Here is a 15,123-nt window from a genome sequence, read left to right as displayed (position 1 = left end):
GCACGATCAGCACCGTGCCCACCTGCGCTTCCAGGGCGCGCAGGCGCTGCGACACGGCCGACTGCGTGATCGACAGCCGCTGGGCGGCGCGCTCGAAGCCGCCCTCCTCCACGATGGCGGCCAGGCATTCCAGGGCGTCGGGGTCGAAGGTGCTCATCAAAGGCCTCCGCGCAATGCGCGTCGATGCGAGCCCCTTCGGGCGGTCGGGCGGGGCTCTGGGTGCGATCTTGTATCAGTCAAACTGATGAACTCGATTTTGCTTGAATCTCGCTTCACCTGAATCGGCGATTTCCCGACACTGCCGGGGTCAGCGATCCGCTGTTCGGAGAAAGCCATGAAAGTCACCGTTCTGGGCGCCGGCATCATCGGCGTGAGCACCGCCTGGCACCTGCTGCAGCGCGGGCACGAGGTCACCCTGGTGGACCGCCAGCCCGACGCCGCGCTGGAGACCAGCTTCGCCAACGCAGCGCAGATCTCGGTGAGCTACTGCGAACCCTGGGCCAACCGCGAAGCGCCGCTGAAGGCGCTGAAGTGGATGTTCTCGCCCACCTCGCCGCTGCTGTTCCGCCCGCAACTGGACCCGGCGCAGTGGCGCTGGGGCCTGCAGTTCCTGGCCCAGTGCAACGACGCGGCCTTCGAGCGCAACGTGGCCCAGCTGGTGGCCCTGGGCACGTACAGCCACGCGGCGCTCAAGGACGTGGTGCGCGAGACCGGCATTGAGTACCAGCGCCTGGAGCGCGGCATCGCGCACTACTACGTGGACCAAAAGTCCTTCGAGGGCGCGGCCGCGGCGGCCGAGCTGATGGCGCGCTTCGGCGTGAAACGCCGCGTGGTCTCGCGCGAGGAGCTGCTGCGCATCGAGCCCGCGCTGTCGTCCTTTGCCGATCGCATCGTGGGCGGCACCTTCACCGAGAGCGACGAGTCGGGCGACGCGCGGGTCTTCACGCAACGGCTCGCCGCCCTGTGCGCCGCGCGCGGCGCCCGCCTGCTGTTCAACCACGACATCGAACACCTGGACGCCACCGGCGGCGCGCTGAACGCCGTGCGCGTGCGCAGCCGCGCCACCGGCGTGCTCAGCGCCCTCAAGGCCGACGCGACCGTGGTGGCCTGCGGCTCTTACACGACGCCGCTGCTGGCGGGCATCGGCGTGCGCGTGCCCATCTACCCCGGCAAGGGCTACAGCGCCACGCTGCCGCTGCTCAGGCCCGACCAGGCGCCGGTCGTGAGCATGATCGACGACAGCCTGAAGATCGCGATGTCGCGCCTGGGCAACGAACTGCGCGTGGCCGGCACCATCGAGCTCGGCGGCTTCGACCTCTCGCTGGACACACCGCTGGCGCGCCAGCGCGGCGAGATGCTGGTCCGCCGTATCGAGCAGGTCTTCCCCGGCGTGGCCGACACGCGCCTGCCGGCCGAGGGCGGCAACCCGCGTTTCTGGACCGGCCTGCGCCCGGCCACACCCACCAACATCCCGCTGATCGGCCGCCTGCCGGTGAAGGGCCTGTGGATCAACGCCGGCCACGGCACCCTGGGCTGGACGCACGGCGCGGGCTCGGGCAAGGCCCTGGCCGAACTCATCAGCGGCGAACGCCCGGCCATGGCCTTCGGCTTCCATGGCATGGAGGCCGCGCGGGCGGCGCGCGGCGCGCCGGCTCAGGCGTCCTTCTCGCCCGGTTCGTAAAGCGTCTCGCGCCCCATGCGGTCGACGATGAGCTCGGCCGTCCAGGGCAACATGAGCGAGCCGCAGCGGCTGTCGCGGTAGAGGCGCTCCAGCGGCAGGTGCTTCATCATGCTCTGGCCGCCGCAGGTGCGGATGGCCAGGCGCGCGATGTCGTTGGCGCCTTCCATCACCGCGTGGTGCGCGGCGTACAGGCGCAGCTTCTCGTCCTTGCCCGGGTTGGGCCGCGCCTCCTGGATGGCGCGCGAGAACAGCGCCTTCATGCCCTCCAGCTGCAGGCGCATCTGCGCCACCGCGATCTGCTTGGTGGGGTACTGGCGGCGCTTCACCGGCGGCTCGCCCTCGACCTCGCCGCGCAGGTATTTCACGGTGAAGTCGTAGGCCGCGTTGGCCAGGCCCAGGTAGGTGGGCGCGAGCGTGAAGAACATGGCCGGCCAGGTCTGCGCGCCCACGAAGTAGATGCCGCGCGGCATGAGCTGTTCGGCGTCGCTCACGAACACGTCCTTGAACGTGAGGTTGCGGCTCACGGTGCCGCGCATGCCCAGCGGGTCCCAGTCGCCGCTGATGGCCAGGCCCTCGCTGGTGGCGGGCACGCTGATGTACATGGTGTCGCGCGGGTCCGGGTCCTTGCCCTCCACGTCTTCGGTGCAGAGGATGCCGTAGTAGTCGGCCGCGCCCGACAGGCTGGCGAAGATCTTGCGGCCGTTGATGAGCCAGCCGCCCGCCACCTTCTTCGCCGTGGTGCCGAAAGGCGCGCGCCCGGCCGCGGCGGCCGAGCCTTCGCTGAAGGGCTGGGCGTAGACCGCGCCCTTGTCGACGATGCGCTGGAAGTGCAGCTCGCGCCGCGCGGCGTGCTCGGCGCGCTGGGTCTCGGTCATGGGGATGCCGTCGGCCAGCACGCCGGTCCACATGGTGCTGCAGATGTGCATGTTCCAGGTGAGCGCGGTGGCACCGCAGAAGCGGCCAACCTCGGCCGCGACCATCATGTAGGTGGGGTAGTCGGCGCCCAGGCCGCCGTGGTCCTTGGGCACGCACAGGCGCAGGAAGCCGGCCTCGCGCAGGTCCTCGTAGTTGGCGAAGGGGAAGCTCGCCTCGCGGTCCCACTGGGCGGCGCGCGGCGCGAACTTCTCGCGGCCCAGGCGGTTCGCCACCGTGAGCAGTTCGCGCTGCAATGGCGTGAAGGCCATGTCGCCCACGGCGGGGGTGAAGTCCAGGCCGGTGTTCAGGGGCTCGCGTTGCATGCTCGGTCTCCTTGGATGGGGTGGTCAGTGCAAGTCGCCCGCCGGCGAGGGCGCGCGCTCGGCCAGGAAGTCGAGCAGCAGGCCGTCGAAAGCCTCGGGCGCTTCCAGGTTCATGAGGTGGCCGATGCCCTTGAGCTCGGCGTAGCGCGCGTTCGGGATGGCCTCGGCCATCTGCTTCATCACCGACGGCGCGGCCACGCGGTCGAACTCGCCGCCGATGAGCAGCGTGGGCACGCGGATGTCGCGCAGCGCGGCCTGGCGGTCGAAGGTGACCAGGCAGTCCAGCGCGCGGCGGTAGGTGGCGGCGGGCACGCCGCCCATGCAGTGCTCGGCCAGGCGCAGGCCCTCGGGCAGCGCGCCGGGGCCGGCCATCTGCGGCACCAGCACCTGGGCCACCTCGGCCATGCTCTTGCCCGCGTCCAGCGGCGCGGTGCGCTGGGCGACGAACTGGCGCGCCCAGGTCTCGGCGTCGCGGCCGTCGGTGCGCTTGCCGAAGGCGGCCGAGGTGCCCGCGAGCACCAGCCGGCTGACCTTGTCGGGCCGGCGCGCGATCACCTCCTGCGCGACCATGCCGCCCATGCTGTGGCCCACCAGCACCACGCTCTCGCACTGCAGGGCGTCGATGAGGTTCACGCAGCTCTGCGCCAGGCCCTTGAAGGTGTAGGGCTCGATGGGCGCGCTGTGGCCATAGCCCGGCATGTCCCAGGCGATGGCGCGGTAACCCGCGCCGGCCAGCGATTCGACCTGCGGCGCGAAGGCCAGGTGGCCGCCGCCGATGCCGTGCAGCATCAGCACGGTGGCGCCGCTGCCGAGCGCGGTGAAGGTGGGCAGCGCGTTCATTCGCCCACCACCTGGCCGGCGTCGACCACCACCGTGTCGTCCAGCCAGACGGTGCAGCCACGCAGCGGGAAATCGAAGTGCCCACGCGTGTGCCGCCCGGCCACCTCGTTGGCGCCCGTGCTGTAGAGGAAGTTGCCGGCGAAGGCGCGCAGCTCGGTGCCGTTGAAGTCGCGCTTGTCGTAGAGCGCCATGCTGTCCCAGCGCGCCTTGAGATTGAGGCCATAGCCCACGTGGCTCACGGCGTAGGCCTCGGGCTCGCCCCAGGCGGCGTAGTGGGCGCGCAGCAGTTCGGCGTCGACGCCGCTGCCCTCGATGCGCGTGACCGTGTCGGCCTCGATGCGCAGCGCGATGGGGCGCTCGATGTAGCGCTTGAAGGTGAGGTTCACGTCGCCCTCGGCCAGCACCAGGGTGCCGTTGACGGTGCCGCGCGCGGGAAAGCCCAGCACCATGCCGCCCGGCCAGTGCGTGAGCGTGCCGGGCCGCGTGGTGCTGCCCCAGTTGCCACCGAGCACGGCGCCGGCGAGGTCGACGTGCAGGTCGGTGCCGGCGGCCGAGGCGACGCGCAAGCGCTTGGCGCCACGCAGGCGCTTGAGGTGCGCCTTCACGCGCGCCTCGGTGGCCTCGTCGGGCAGCAGGCGCATCAGGGCCTCGGGGTGCTCGTCGCTCACGTACACCACGCGCGGCTGCGTCTGGCCATTGCCCTGCAGGATGGCCGGCAACTCGGGCGCGTGCATCAGGCCCTCGGCGGTGCAGTCGATCACGAGTTGGCTGCCCGCGAGCGCGGCGATCACCGGCTGCAGCTGCTGGATGGCCGGGCTGGCGCCGGTGGAGCGCTGCACCGGCGCGTCGCCGCTGAACACGGAGGGCAGCGTCAGCCGGAAGCAGCGCGCGCCCAGGCGCGCGGCCGCCAGGTGCGCCAGCTCGACCAGCACCGGCCGGCTCTGCGTTTCGCCCAGGATGGCGACCACCTCGCCCGGCTGCAGGGCGCAGCGCCTGAGCAGGGCCTCGAAGGCGTCGATCCAGGCGGGTTCGATCCGCTCCTGCAGCATCGGGTCTCCTTTTTTGTCGGGGTGGGAATCGCTGGCGGGCCATTATTCATGAAAATTCATGTAAATTGCGCCCCATGTCCCCCGCCCGTCAGGCTGGCCACGCGGCCCGCCCCCCCGATTTCTCGGCGCATGAGTTCCGCGCCTCGCTGGGCATGTTCGCCACCGGCGTGACCATCGTCACCGCGCGCGCGCCCGATGGCGCGCTCATCGGCCTCACCGCGAACTCCTTCAACTCGGTCTCGCTGTCGCCGCCGCTGGTGCTGTGGAGTCTGGCGCACCACGCGGGCTCCATGGCCTTCTTCCGCAACGGCTCGCACTACGCCATCAATGTGCTCGCGGCCGACCAGCAGGCCCTGGCCGAGCGTTTCGCGGCGCGCGGTATCGACCGCTGGAACGGCGTGGCCTTCAGCGAAGGCGGCCATGGCGCGCCGTTGCTCGACGGCGCGGCCGCCGTGTTCGAGTGCTTCAACCGCAGCCAGTACACCGAGGGCGATCACGTGATCTTCGTCGGCGAAGTGGAGCGCTGCAGCCACCGGCCCGGCGCCTCGCCGCTGCTGTTCCACGGCGGGCGCTTCTACGCGGAGCACCCGCTGTGAAGGAGCGGCGCGATCCGCCGCCGGGCCGCCCCAAGACGGATCAGCCCCCCCGGGGGGCAGCGACCCGCGAAGCGGCGGAGCGTGGGGGCACACGTTTCACCGACGACTATCTGGGCTACCTGCTCGGCCAGGCCAACCACGCCCTCTTCAAGGAGTTCGACGCCCAGGTGCGCGAGGCCGGCCTGGGCTCGCTGGAGTGGCGCGTGCTGGCGGTGCTCAGCGGCGAGTCGCCCATGGCGGTGGGCCAGCTGGCGCACGAGGTGCTGAGTCAGCAGCCCACCGTCACCAAGCTGCTGCAGCGGCTGGTCGCGCAGGGCTGGGTGGCCCTGCACGACGACCCCGCGGACCAGCGCCGCACGCTGGTGTCCATCACGCCCGCCGGCCAGAAGAAGGTGGCGCCGCTGCTGCGCCGCGCCCGCGCGCACGAGGCCGCCATGCTCGCCGAGTTGTCGGCCACCGAAGTGCAGCGCCTGAAGACCCAGCTCAAGCGCCTGGCGCAGCCGCGCTGAGCGCAGAACCCCTGCGACACGCGCGCCGCGCGGCGCCCCGCACAATCACCGGCCATGCCGCCCGCCACGCCTCCCGTTCGCAAGACCCACCTCGATTCCCTCGCCATCACGCTGCTGGTGGCGTGCTGCGCGTTCTGGGGTTTCCAGCAGATCCTGATCAAGGTGGCCGTGGCCGAGGTGCCACCGCTGTGGCAGGCCAGCCTGCGTTTCTGGGGCGCCACGCTGCTGCTGTGGCTGTGGTGCCGCGCGCGCGGCGTGCCGCTGTTCCAGCGCGACAGCACGCTCAAGGCCGGCCTGCTGGCGGGCCTGCTGTTCGCGGGCGAGTTCAGCTTCATCTACCTGGGCCTGCAGCTCACCTCGGCCTCGCGGCTCACGGTGTTCCTCTACACCAGCCCCTTCGTGGTGGCTCTGCTGCTGCCGCGCGTGGTGCCCAGCGAGAGGCTGCGCCGCGTGCAGTGGGTGGGCCTGGTGATCGCTTTCGCGGCGGTGGTCACGGCCTTCAGCGAGGGCTTCTCGAACGGCTCGCCCGGGGCCGGCCAGTGGCGGGGCGACGCCATGGCCCTGGGCGCGGGCCTTCTCTGGGGTCTGACCACGCTGACCATCCGCGCCAGCCGGCTCGCCACGGCCAGCGCCGAGAAGACCCTGTTCTACCAGGTGGCCGTCACGGCCGCGGTGGCGCCGCTGCTGTCGCTGGCGCTGGGCGAGACCTGGGGCTGGTCGTACTCGGGCCTGGCCTGGGGCTCGATCGCGCTGCAGACGGCGGTGGGCGCCTTCGCCAGCTACCTGGCCTGGATGTGGATGCTGCGCCACTACCCGGCCACGCAGATCAGCACCTTCACCTTCCTCACGCCGGTGTTCGCGCTGGTGTTCGGCGTGCTGCTGCTGGGCGAGCCGCTCACGCTGCGGCTGATGCTGGCGCTGGGGGGCGTGGCGCTGGGCATCGTGCTGGTGAGCCGGCGCTGAAGCCGAACCGGCTCAGCCGCCGCGCGCGCCGAAGTGCGCCTGCAGCGCCTGCAGCGCGTGGCGCACCTTGGCCGGCTGCTCGTCGCGCCGCGGCGTGACGGCAAACACCGCGGCCGGCTCCAGGCGCCAGTCGGGCAGCAACGGCACCAGGCGGCCCTGGTCGAGCGCGGCGCCCACGTCGTCGCGCATGCCGACATACAGGCCCCAGCCTTCGAGCGCCAGGGCCTCCAGCACCGTCACCTGCGACGCCAGCACGCGCGGCTCCACACGCACCTCGGCGCGCGCGCCCTGCGGCCCCTGGAACGCCAGCGCCGTCGCCGCGCCACTGCGCGGCGGCAGGCCCAGCCAGTCGTGGCCGGCCAGCTCGCCGGGGTCGCGCGGCCAGCCGCGCTCGGCGAGGTAACGCGGCGCCGCGCACAGCACGCGCTGCAGCTCGCCCAGGCGGCGCGCCACCAGGGCCGAGTCGGTGAAGCGGCCCACGCGCAGCGCGAGGTCCACGCGCTCGGCGATGAGGTCGATGGGCGTGTCGTCCAGCAAGAGGTGCAGGTGCAGACGCGGATGGCGCCGCAGCGGCTCCAGGGCGCTGGCCAGCAGATCGCCGAAACCGATGGGCGCGGCCAGGCGCAGCTCGCCCTCGGGCTCGTCGCGCAGGCGCTCCAGTGCCTGATCGGCGCTGCGGGCCTGGGCGACCATGGCCGCGCAGGCCGGGTGGTAGCGCTCGCCGGCCTCGGTGAGCGTGAGCCGGCGCGTGGAACGGTGCAGCAGCACCAGACCCAGGGAGCGCTCCAGCAGGCGCAGCTGCTGGCTCACGGCGGACGGCGTGCTGCCCAGGCGGCGCGCGGCCGCGCTGATGGAGCCGCTGTCGACGATCTCGGCGAACAGGGCCATGCGGCGCAACTTGTCGGCCAGGGCCTGGGCTTCACTCATTAGATTTTCTACACAATGAATGCCGATTTTGCCGTCTGGTGGCTTCTTTGTGTAGCAAGGAGACTAACCGCCATTCACAACCCGCAGGAGTTTCCCCATGAAGATCGCCCTCATCGGTGCCACCGGTTTTGTCGGCAGCGCCGTGCTGAACGAACTGCTGTCGCGCGGCCACGCCGTGACCGCGCTGGCCCGCCACCCCGAGAAGTTCGCCGCCCGCGACGGCCTGGCGGTGGTGCGCGCCGACGTGCTGGACGCCGCCCAGGTGGCCGCCGCGGTGCGCGGCCACGACGCCATCGTCAGCGCCTACAACCCCGGCTGGAGCGAGCCGCGCATCTACGAATTGTTCGGCCAAGGCTACGACGCCATCCTGGCCGGCGCCCGACAGGCCGGCGTGAAACGCCTGCTGGCCGTGGGCGGCGCGGGCAGCCTGGAGGTGGCGCCCGGCGTGCAGCTGGTGGACACGCCCGAATTCCCCGCCGAGTGGAAACAGGGCGCGCTGGCCGCGCGCGACCTGCTCACGCGCCTGCGCGGCGACACCGCGCTGGACTGGAGCTTCCTGTCGCCGCCGGTCCTGCTGGCCCCGGGCGAGCGCACGGGCCGCTACCGCGTGGGCGGCGACCAGCCGCTGCCCGGCCAGGGCGGGCAGCCCTCGGGCATCTCGGTGGCCGACCTGGCGGTGGCCATCGCGGACGAGATCGAAAAGCCGCAGCACCGGCGGCGCCGCTTCACCGTGGCGAACTGAAGCCCCACGCGTCCCCCGGCCCGGGTCGCTGCCCGCGCAGGGGCCGATCCGGCGGGAGGCGGACCGGCGCCGGATCGGCCTAGGCCGCCCCCCCGCGCTCGCGCGCCAGCCGCACGTACCAGTCCAGGCTGCCGGGGTTGGCCATGGCCTCGCGGTTGATGACCTTCTCGATCGGCTGGCCCAGCAGCAGCTTCTTGATCGGCAGCTCCTGCTTCTTGCCCGAGAGCGTGCGCGGGACCTCCGCCACCTGGTAGATGGCGTCGGGCACGAAGCGCGGCGACAGCGCCTGGCGGATCGCGGCGTTCAGGCGCTGGCGCAGGGCCTCGTCCAGCGTGTGCCCCTCGCGCAGCACCACGAACAGCGGCATCCAGCTCTCGCGGCCCAGGTACTCCAGGTCCACCACCATCGAATCGAGCACCTCGGGTAGGGCCTCGACGGCGCTGTAGATCTCGCTCGTGCCCATGCGCAGGCCGTGGCGGTTGATGGTGGCGTCGGAGCGGCCATAGATGACGCAGGAGCCGTCGGGCAGCACGCGCAGCCAGTCGCCGTGGCGCCAGACGGCGCCGGCCTCGGGGCCGAGGTCACCGCCCCCTGGCCGGCGCCCGTGGCCGGGCGGGTAGGCGTCGAAGTAGCTGCCGATCAGGCGCTGGTTGTCCTTGTCGCCCACGAAGTACAGCGGCATCGAGGGAATGGGCTGGGTGCAGACCAGCTCGCCCACCTCGTCGATCACCGGTTCACCGCGCTCGTTCCAGGCCTGCACCGCGCAGCCCAGCAGCCGGCATTGCATGCGCCCGGGCGTCTGCGGCAGCTCTCGGTTGCCGCCGATGAAGGCGCCCGCGAAGTCGGTGCCGCCGCTGATGTTGCACCACCAGATGTCGCCCGCACGCTCCCCCGCTTCGCGCGGCCCGCTGCCCTCTGAGGGGGCCGGCCCCCCTGGGAGCGGCCCGGCGGGGGGTCGCTCCCGCAGGCGACGGAACTGCTCGGTGCCCCAGCGCTGCGCGTCCTCCGACAGCGGCGAGCCCGTGCTGCCCAGGGCGCGCACGCGCGACAGATCGCCGCAGCGCGACAGGTCCACGCCGGCCTTGAGGCAGTTGGCGTAGAAGGCCGCGCCGGCGCCGAAGAAGGTGACGCCGGTCTCGGCCGCGAAACGCCAGAGGGTGGTCCAGTCGGGCGCGTCCTTGGCGCCGCCCGGGTTGCCGTCGTAGATGACGCAGGTGGTGCCATTGAGCAGGCCGCTGACCTGCGCGTTCCACATCACCCAGCCGGTGGAGCTGTACCAGTGGTAGCGCTCGCCCCAGCTGTTGGGCTCGTAGCTGCAGCCCACGTCGTTGTGCAGGCCCTTGAGCGCCAGGCCCACCAGCACCGTGCCGCCATGGCCGTGCACGATGGGCTTGGGCAGGCCGGTGGTGCCGCTGGAATAGACGATCCACAGCGGGTGGTCGAAGGGCAGGTCTTCGGGCTCGAAGGCCGCGGTCTCGGCGTCGTCGCGGGCCACCACGGCCTCCAGGTGCGCGCAGGGCGCGGCCTGCGCCAGCGCGCGCGCCTTCTCATCGGGTGTATCGGCCAGGTTGGTGTGCAGCAGCACGTGGCGCACCGTGGGCAGGGCCGCGCGCAGCTCGGCCACCACGCCCAGGCGGTCGATGTCGCGGCGGCCGTAGGTGACGCCGTCGCAGGCGATCAGCGCCACCGGCCCGATCTGGCGGAAGCGGTCGAGCACGGCGTTGGTGCCCATGTCGGGCGCGCAGACGCTCCACACCGCGCCGATGCCCACCACGGCCAGGAAGGCGACGGCCGTCTCGGGGATGTTGGGCAGGTAGGCGGCCACGCGGTCACCCGGACGCACCCCCTGGGCCTTCAGGTGCAGGGCCAGCGCGGCCACCTGGCGGCGCAGCTCGGGCCAGCCCAGTTCGGTGTGGCGGCCCTTTTCGTTGCGGGCGATCAGCGCCGGCATGCCGGCCGCGTGGGCCGGCGCCACGTGGCGGAACACCTGGCCCGTGTAGTTGGCGCGCCCACCCACGAACCACCGGGTGCCGGGCATGGTGTTTTGAAACAAAACATTCTCTTCATTGCATCCAAAATGCAATCCAAAGTACTCTTCCGTCGATTTCCAGAACGCCGGAAGATCGGTGACGGACCACTGCCACAGCCCGTGGTAGTCGTCAAAGCGCAGGCCGCGGTGCTGCGCGAGCCAATCGGTGTAGCGGCGGATCTGGGGCACGTAGGGAGGCGTTGGCATGGGGCTCCTGCTGGGGTTGCGGGCCGCAGCGTAGCGCCGTCCCGCCGCACTGTCAGTCCCCGCGGCGCGCCTGCGCGACGCGCCCACCTTTCGCCGCCATGCCATCGCCACGCTCCTCCTCTTTCACGCCACGCAACGACCGCCAGCAGGCCATCCTGCGCGCGGCCGAGCGGCTCTTCGCCCAGCGCGGCTTCCACGCGGTCACGGTGCGGCAGATCGCCGAGGCCGCCAAGGTGCCGCTGGCCCTGGTGGGCTACTACTTCGCCCACAAGGAAGGTTTGTTCCGGGCCATCTTCGCGCACCACGGCCCGCTGCACCACGAGGCCATGCGCGCCCTGGAGGACGCGCGCCGCGCCGCCGCCGCGCCCGGCGAAGCCGACGGCCTGCGGCGCGTGGTCGAGGCCTTCGTGCTGCCGCTGCTGCGCTGGCGCCACCACAGCGCCAGCCAGCACTACGCGCAACTGCTCGCGCGCGAGCTGGCCCAGGCCGCGCCCGAGGCCGAGCCCGCGCTGCAGGAGCACGTCGACCCCCTGCTGCAGCGCCTGTTCGACGCCCTGCAGGCCGCCTTGCCCAGGGCCTCGCGCCACGACCTGGCCGACGCGCTGCGCTTCGCCCTGGGCGCGGTGCAGGCGCACCTGGCGGAGCACCGGCTCGACCGGCTCGTGGCCGGCACGCGCGCCGGCCCGGCCAGCGCCCAGCGCTTGAGCGAATTCATCGCCAACGGCATCCGAGCGGTGCTGGCGCCCGCCCGCGCGCAGCCGGCCGAGCGGGCCTGAGCCCGCGCGTGCGCGACGCGCCGCGCACGCCACTTGCTTGCACAATCGCGTGCCACTTCGGCACGACAACAACATGAGGAGCGAGTGAGATGGGCCTTTTCAACTGGACGGAGAAACCGGCGAGCACCCTCGGGCAGGGTGGCGTGATCGCCCCCGACGAACGCCTGCCCTGGCCACAAACCACGGTGATGGGCGTGCAGCACGTCATCGCCATGTTCGGCGCCACGGTGCTGGCGCCGCTGCTCATGGGCTTCGACCCGAACGTCGCCATCCTCATGAGCGGCATCGGCACCCTGATCTTCTACTTCATCACCGGCGGCAAGGTGCCCAGCTACCTGGGCTCCAGCTTCGCCTTCATCGGCGTGGTGATCGCAGCCAGCGGCTACGCCGGCGGCGGGCCCAACGCCAACCTGGGCGTGGCGCTGGGCGGCATCATCGCCTGCGGCGTGCTCTACACGCTGATCGGCTTCGTGGTGCAGGCCGTCGGCACCGGCTGGGTCGAGCGGCTCATGCCGCCAGTGGTCACTGGCACGGTGGTGGCGGTGATCGGCCTGAACCTGGCGGCCATCCCGATCAAGAACATGGCGCCCACGGGCTTCGACGCCTGGATGCAGGCCATCACCTTCGTCAGCGTGGGCCTGGTGGCCGTGTATGCGAGCGGCATGGTGCAGCGCCTGCTCATCCTGGTGGGCCTGATCCTGGCCAGCGTGGTCTACGCCGTGCTCACCAACGGCCTGGGCCTGGGCAAGCCGATCGACTTCAGCGGCGTGGCCAACGCGGCCTGGTTCGGCATGCCCTCCTTCGCCGCGCCGGTGTTCAGCGCCCAGGCCATGCTGCTGATCGCACCGGTGGCGATCATCCTGGTGGCCGAGAACCTGGGCCACGTGAAGGCCGTGAGCGCCATGACCGGCCGCGACCTCAACCCCTACCTGGGCAAGGCCTTCATCGGCGACGGTGTGGCCACCATCGTGAGCGGCGCCTCGGGCGGCACCGGCGTCACCACCTACGCCGAGAACATCGGCGTGATGGCGGCGACCAAGATCTATTCCACCGCCATGTTCGTGGTGGCCGCGCTGATCGCCATCGTGCTGGGCTTCAGCCCCAAGTTCGGCGCGCTGATCCAGACCATTCCCCTGGCCGTGATGGGGGGCGTGTCCATCGTGGTGTTCGGCCTGATCGCCATCGCCGGCGCCAAGATCTGGGTCGACAACCGGGTCGACTTCTCGGACAACCGCAACCTGCTGGTGGCGGCCATTCCCCTGATCCTGGGCACGGGCGACTACACGCTCAAGTTCGGCGGCTTCGCGCTGGGCGGCATCGGTACCGCGACCTTCGGCGCCATCGTGCTGTACTGGCTGCTGGGCCGCGGCCGGAAGGCCTGAGCATGCCGGCGATCTGGACCCGCCCCATCTCCTGCGAGATCCTGCACCAGCTGCACGAGGGCACCGCCGTGCGGCAGCTGGGCATCGAGTTCACCGAGGTGGGGGACGACTTCATCGCCGCGCGCGTGCCCGTGGACGCGCGCACCCGCCAGCCCTATGGCCTGCTGCACGGCGGCGTGAGCGTGGTGCTGGCCGAGACCCTGGGCTCCTGCGGCGCGGCCTTCACCTGCCCCGAAGGCCACCGCGCCGTGGGCCTGGACATCAACGCCAACCACCTCAAGGGCGCCACGCAGGGCTGGGTCACGGGCCTCACGCGGCCGGTGCACATCGGCCGCAGCACGCAGGTGTGGCACATCGACCTGCGCAACGACGCGGGCGAGCTCACCTGCGTATCGCGCATCACCCTGTCGGTCCTCGCGCCTCGCGCGAAGTGACCCCGTCCAGGGGCGCCACCGAGCCGGCTTCGCCGGGCCGTCGGTGCCGCCCCCTTGAGGGGGACGCGCGCAGCGTGGCGGGGGGCGCTATTTTTTCGTGCAGCGGCCTTCCGAGGTGGCCTGCCCGCGGAAATCGCTGCGCCAGGTGAGCGTGGCGGTGTCGATCTGGATGCGCTCGTTGTCCAGCGCAGTGAGCAGCACGGTGTCGAACACCGAGAAGCTGTACACCGGCACGCCGTCAATGGCCACGCCGCGGATGCGGCGCTCATCGAGCGTGAAGCGCACCTCGCGCACCCAGGCGCTGCGCGCGGGCAGGTAGACGGCGTCGCAGCTCAGCACCACCTGCTCGCCCGGCGCGGGTTCGGCGCGCGCCGGGGCCTGCGCCAGCACCAGCGCCGCCACGGCCAGCGCCGGCAGGGCCTTCACTCGGCGGCCCCGCGCTGCAGGCGCTCGCTCTTCCAGTAAACGTCGTCGCCGCCGTGCATGCGGTTGAGCACGCGCGCCAGCACGAACATCAGGTCGCTCAGGCGGTTGAGGTACTGGCGCGGCGCTTCGCGCACCGCGTCCACGTCGCCCAGGGCCACCACCGCGCGCTCGGCGCGGCGCGCCACGGTGCGGCACACGTGCGCCTGGCTGGCCGCGCGGTTGCCCGCCGGCAGGATGAACTCCTGCAGGCGCGGCAGGGCCGCGTTGTGCTCGGCCAGGGCGTCGTCGAGTGCGGCCACGGCCTCGGGCTTGAGCAGTTCATAGCCCGGGATGGACAGCTCACCGCCCAGGTTGAACAGCTGGTGCTGCACCTCCACCAGCAGCCCGCGCACGCCGGCCGGCAGCTCTTCGCACAGCAGCACGCCGATGTGCGAGTTGAGCTCGTCCACGTCGCCCATGGCGTGCACGCGCAGGTGGTTCTTGGACACGCGGGTGTTGTCGCCGAGGCCGGTGGTGCCGGCGTCGCCGGTGCGCGTGGCGATCTGGGTGAGTCGGTTGCCCATGGACGGTCGTCTCCTCTTCTGGCTCGTCGGCGCATTGTGCGCCAGTGATCGGGTGTAACCGCCCGCAGGGAAATGTGACGGGCGTCAAGCGCCGGTCAAGCGCGCAACGGCCGGCAAAAGCACTTGGTTCTGTCACACGGGGGCGTTGCAATCGCGGGCATCGCCCGCAGCTTGGGGCGACAACGGAGACCGAATGAACCGACCTCGCAAGACCCAGGCGCTGTCCCAGCGCTTCGAGGCGCGCAGCGTGCAACTGCTCGCCGCCTGGACCCTGGTGATCGCCGGCGCCGCCGCCACCGGCCCCTTCCTGCAGAAACCCCGCCAGGGCGCCACGCCCAGCGGCCTGTCCCTGCCCTCGGCCCAGGGCGCCCTGCCCGGCCCCACCGCCCGCGGCCCCCGCCGCTGAACACCCCCGGGCGTACACTGCGCGGTTTAGAAACCGCGCCGGAGACCGCCCCCATGAACGCCCCCACCGACGTCGCCCACCTGCTGCCCACCGTCGAGCAGCGCGAGGTGCCCGAGGCCTTTCTGGCCGCGCTGAAGCAGCGCTTCGGCGCGCAGTGCTCCACCGCCCTGGCGGTGCGCGAGCAGCACGGCCGCGACGAGTCCGCCTTCGTCACCGTGCCGCCGCCGGCGGCCGTGGTGTTCGCCGAATCCACGCGCGACGTGGCCGACGCCGTGGCGCTGTGCGCTCAGTACAAGGTGCCGGTCATTCCCTTCGGCGTGGGCTCCTCGCTCGAAGGCCACCTGCTCGCGGTGCA

General features: G+C 71.9%; 18 protein-coding genes. 10 read left to right on the top strand and 8 right to left on the bottom strand.

The window, feature by feature from the left end; all coding sequences use genetic code 11:
* On the bottom strand, positions 1–157 hold a 157-nt coding region (locus BGO22_RS13140; RefSeq protein ID WP_286851210.1), incomplete at its 3' end, for a LysR family transcriptional regulator.
* Positions 158–334: 177 nt separating this feature from the next.
* On the opposite strand from BGO22_RS13140, the gene BGO22_RS13135 reads away from it, so the two are divergent.
* The gene (locus tag BGO22_RS13135; RefSeq protein ID WP_286851207.1) at positions 335–1,681 is read left to right on the top strand and encodes a D-amino acid dehydrogenase; all 1,347 of its coding nucleotides are present in this window, start codon (positions 335–337) and stop codon (positions 1,679–1,681) included.
* Here BGO22_RS13135 and BGO22_RS13130 read toward each other — a convergent pair.
* From BGO22_RS13130 to BGO22_RS13120, 3 genes are read right to left on the bottom strand one after another with little or no spacing between them, the layout of a single operon-like run.
* Complete coding sequence (locus BGO22_RS13130; RefSeq protein ID WP_502686461.1) at positions 1,654–2,919, bottom strand: acyl-CoA dehydrogenase family protein; 1,266 nt, start codon at positions 2,917–2,919, stop codon at positions 1,654–1,656. The genes BGO22_RS13135 and BGO22_RS13130 overlap by 28 nt on opposite strands.
* Before the next feature lie 24 nt (positions 2,920–2,943).
* On the bottom strand, positions 2,944–3,759 hold the full coding sequence (locus BGO22_RS13125; protein ID WP_070400132.1) for an alpha/beta fold hydrolase: 816 nt from the start codon (positions 3,757–3,759) through the stop codon (positions 2,944–2,946).
* Positions 3,756–4,808 (bottom strand): 2,5-dihydroxypyridine 5,6-dioxygenase NicX family protein, encoded by a 1,053-nt coding sequence (locus BGO22_RS13120; RefSeq protein WP_286851204.1) that lies wholly within the window; start codon positions 4,806–4,808, stop codon positions 3,756–3,758. Before BGO22_RS13120 ends, BGO22_RS13125 begins: the two co-directional genes overlap by 4 nt.
* Before the next feature lie 74 nt (positions 4,809–4,882).
* Between BGO22_RS13120 and BGO22_RS13115 the strand changes: the two genes are divergently transcribed.
* From BGO22_RS13115 to BGO22_RS13105, 3 genes are read left to right on the top strand one after another with little or no spacing between them, the layout of a single operon-like run.
* Entirely contained in the window at positions 4,883–5,404 is a 522-nt protein-coding gene (locus BGO22_RS13115; RefSeq protein ID WP_070400130.1) for a flavin reductase family protein, read from the top strand.
* On the top strand, positions 5,401–5,913 hold the full coding sequence (locus BGO22_RS13110; RefSeq protein ID WP_286851202.1) for a MarR family winged helix-turn-helix transcriptional regulator: 513 nt from the start codon (positions 5,401–5,403) through the stop codon (positions 5,911–5,913). Before BGO22_RS13115 ends, BGO22_RS13110 begins: the two co-directional genes overlap by 4 nt.
* Positions 5,914–5,967: 54 nt before the next feature.
* On the top strand, positions 5,968–6,876 hold the full coding sequence (locus BGO22_RS13105; RefSeq protein WP_204743821.1) for a DMT family transporter: 909 nt from the start codon (positions 5,968–5,970) through the stop codon (positions 6,874–6,876).
* 12 nt (positions 6,877–6,888) lie between these two features.
* On the opposite strand, the gene BGO22_RS13100 is transcribed toward BGO22_RS13105, so the two are convergent.
* The gene (locus BGO22_RS13100) at positions 6,889–7,803 is read right to left on the bottom strand and encodes a LysR family transcriptional regulator (protein ID WP_286851200.1); all 915 of its coding nucleotides are present in this window, start codon (positions 7,801–7,803) and stop codon (positions 6,889–6,891) included.
* A 97-nt stretch (positions 7,804–7,900) separates the two neighbouring features.
* Here BGO22_RS13100 and BGO22_RS13095 point away from each other — a divergent pair, with 97 nt between their 5' ends.
* Positions 7,901–8,545 (top strand): NAD(P)-dependent oxidoreductase, encoded by a 645-nt coding sequence (locus tag BGO22_RS13095; RefSeq protein WP_286851198.1) that lies wholly within the window; start codon positions 7,901–7,903, stop codon positions 8,543–8,545.
* Between the two features lie 79 nt (positions 8,546–8,624).
* Here BGO22_RS13095 and BGO22_RS13090 read toward each other — a convergent pair whose 3' ends face one another.
* Positions 8,625–10,781, bottom strand: coding sequence for an acetoacetate--CoA ligase (locus BGO22_RS13090; protein WP_502686460.1), 2,157 nt, complete (start codon positions 10,779–10,781; stop codon positions 8,625–8,627).
* A gap of 98 nt (positions 10,782–10,879) precedes the next feature.
* Between BGO22_RS13090 and BGO22_RS13085 the strand changes: the two genes are divergently transcribed.
* From BGO22_RS13085 to BGO22_RS13075, 3 genes are all read left to right on the top strand, one after another.
* A complete protein-coding gene (locus BGO22_RS13085; protein ID WP_204743818.1) occupies positions 10,880–11,557 on the top strand; it encodes a TetR/AcrR family transcriptional regulator in 678 nt (225 codons plus the stop codon).
* 89 nt (positions 11,558–11,646) lie between these two features.
* Positions 11,647–12,939, top strand: a complete 1,293-nt coding sequence (locus BGO22_RS13080; RefSeq protein WP_070399566.1) for a solute carrier family 23 protein — start codon at positions 11,647–11,649, stop codon at positions 12,937–12,939.
* Between the two features lie 2 nt (positions 12,940–12,941).
* Positions 12,942–13,373, top strand: a complete 432-nt coding sequence (locus BGO22_RS13075) for a hotdog fold thioesterase (protein WP_070399567.1) — start codon at positions 12,942–12,944, stop codon at positions 13,371–13,373.
* 87 nt (positions 13,374–13,460) lie between these two features.
* On the opposite strand, the gene BGO22_RS13070 is transcribed toward BGO22_RS13075, so the two are convergent.
* Both BGO22_RS13070 and BGO22_RS13065 read right to left on the bottom strand, forming a co-directional pair.
* The gene (locus BGO22_RS13070) at positions 13,461–13,799 is read right to left on the bottom strand and encodes a hypothetical protein (RefSeq protein ID WP_204743817.1); all 339 of its coding nucleotides are present in this window, start codon (positions 13,797–13,799) and stop codon (positions 13,461–13,463) included.
* Positions 13,796–14,362, bottom strand: a complete 567-nt coding sequence (locus BGO22_RS13065; protein WP_204743816.1) for a cob(I)yrinic acid a,c-diamide adenosyltransferase — start codon at positions 14,360–14,362, stop codon at positions 13,796–13,798. Before BGO22_RS13065 ends, BGO22_RS13070 begins: the two co-directional genes overlap by 4 nt.
* 193 nt (positions 14,363–14,555) lie before the next feature.
* On the opposite strand from BGO22_RS13065, the gene BGO22_RS13060 reads away from it, so the two are divergent.
* The gene (locus tag BGO22_RS13060; protein ID WP_070399570.1) at positions 14,556–14,768 is read left to right on the top strand and encodes a hypothetical protein; all 213 of its coding nucleotides are present in this window, start codon (positions 14,556–14,558) and stop codon (positions 14,766–14,768) included.
* A gap of 53 nt (positions 14,769–14,821) precedes the next feature.
* A partial coding sequence (locus BGO22_RS13055; protein WP_286851193.1) for an FAD-binding oxidoreductase occupies positions 14,822–15,123 on the top strand: 302 nt, incomplete at its 3' end.

This window comes from Hydrogenophaga sp. 70-12 (assembly GCF_001897365.1).
Taxonomy (GTDB): Bacteria; Pseudomonadota; Gammaproteobacteria; order Burkholderiales; family Burkholderiaceae_C; genus Hydrogenophaga; species Hydrogenophaga borbori.
This window is presented reverse-complemented; position numbering and strand designations above follow the sequence as displayed.

What these genes read in the sequence shown, in the direction of transcription:
- BGO22_RS13135 (WP_286851207.1), top strand. Translation starts at nt 335, where the DNA reads ATGAAAGTCACCGTTCTGGGCGCCGGCATCATCGGCGTGAGCACCGCC.
- BGO22_RS13130 (WP_502686461.1), bottom strand. Translation starts at nt 2,919, where the DNA reads ATGCAACGCGAGCCCCTGAACACCGGCCTGGACTTCACCCCCGCCGTG.
- BGO22_RS13125 (WP_070400132.1), bottom strand. Translation starts at nt 3,759, where the DNA reads ATGAACGCGCTGCCCACCTTCACCGCGCTCGGCAGCGGCGCCACCGTG.
- BGO22_RS13120 (WP_286851204.1), bottom strand. Translation starts at nt 4,808, where the DNA reads ATGCTGCAGGAGCGGATCGAACCCGCCTGGATCGACGCCTTCGAGGCC.
- BGO22_RS13115 (WP_070400130.1), top strand. Translation starts at nt 4,883, where the DNA reads ATGTCCCCCGCCCGTCAGGCTGGCCACGCGGCCCGCCCCCCCGATTTC.
- BGO22_RS13105 (WP_204743821.1), top strand. Translation starts at nt 5,968, where the DNA reads ATGCCGCCCGCCACGCCTCCCGTTCGCAAGACCCACCTCGATTCCCTC.
- BGO22_RS13100 (WP_286851200.1), bottom strand. Translation starts at nt 7,803, where the DNA reads ATGAGTGAAGCCCAGGCCCTGGCCGACAAGTTGCGCCGCATGGCCCTG.
- BGO22_RS13095 (WP_286851198.1), top strand. Translation starts at nt 7,901, where the DNA reads ATGAAGATCGCCCTCATCGGTGCCACCGGTTTTGTCGGCAGCGCCGTG.
- BGO22_RS13090 (WP_502686460.1), bottom strand. Translation starts at nt 10,781, where the DNA reads ATGCCAACGCCTCCCTACGTGCCCCAGATCCGCCGCTACACCGATTGG.
- BGO22_RS13085 (WP_204743818.1), top strand. Translation starts at nt 10,880, where the DNA reads ATGCCATCGCCACGCTCCTCCTCTTTCACGCCACGCAACGACCGCCAG.
- BGO22_RS13080 (WP_070399566.1), top strand. Translation starts at nt 11,647, where the DNA reads ATGGGCCTTTTCAACTGGACGGAGAAACCGGCGAGCACCCTCGGGCAG.
- BGO22_RS13075 (WP_070399567.1), top strand. Translation starts at nt 12,942, where the DNA reads ATGCCGGCGATCTGGACCCGCCCCATCTCCTGCGAGATCCTGCACCAG.
- BGO22_RS13065 (WP_204743816.1), bottom strand. Translation starts at nt 14,362, where the DNA reads ATGGGCAACCGACTCACCCAGATCGCCACGCGCACCGGCGACGCCGGC.
- BGO22_RS13060 (WP_070399570.1), top strand. Translation starts at nt 14,556, where the DNA reads ATGAACCGACCTCGCAAGACCCAGGCGCTGTCCCAGCGCTTCGAGGCG.